The organism is Arthrobacter sp. SRS-W-1-2016 (assembly GCF_002009585.1).
GTDB lineage: Bacteria > Actinomycetota > Actinomycetes > Actinomycetales > Micrococcaceae > Arthrobacter > Arthrobacter bambusae_A.
Genome location: NZ_MTPV01000032.1, coordinates 1 through 430, shown reverse-complemented (window position 1 = coordinate 430; position 430 = coordinate 1). Strand labels below are relative to the sequence as shown.

1 pseudogene is annotated in these 430 nt (G+C 68.6%); it reads right to left on the bottom strand.

Annotation, left to right across the window (positions count from 1 at the left end):
* Positions 1-430: pseudogene (locus tag BMF89_RS07780) on the bottom strand (DUF3417 domain-containing protein); the annotation flags it as partial.

Genomic DNA, 430 nt, shown 5'->3' with positions numbered 1-430 from the left:
ATGACCAGCTGGATCGGGTGCTTCGGGTGCAGAAGCAGCGCCTTGAGCCGGGCCGGGTCCCGGAGCATCAGGGTCAGGCGCTTGTAGGTGGGCACGCGCCGGGCGAAACCGATCGTGAGCACGTCCGGGTCCAGCACGGTGTCCGTCCAGCCCAGTTCGGCATCAGCCGCACCACGCTTCTTCCACGCCGCCCGGAGCCGACGCCGGACATCCTCCACGAGGGATACGCGGAGTTGCCGCCGCAGCGCCCACACGTCCTCGTCGCTGACGTTGTAGGCGAGATCCCAGCGGCCCAAGGCCTCGGCCTCGGTCCCAAACTGCTGGCGGGCCAAGGCAGAGATGCGGGGATCCACCCAGGTGGGTACGTGGACGCCGTTGGTGACGGAGGTGATGGGGATTTCGGAGTGGTCGAAGCCTGGCCAGAGCCCGG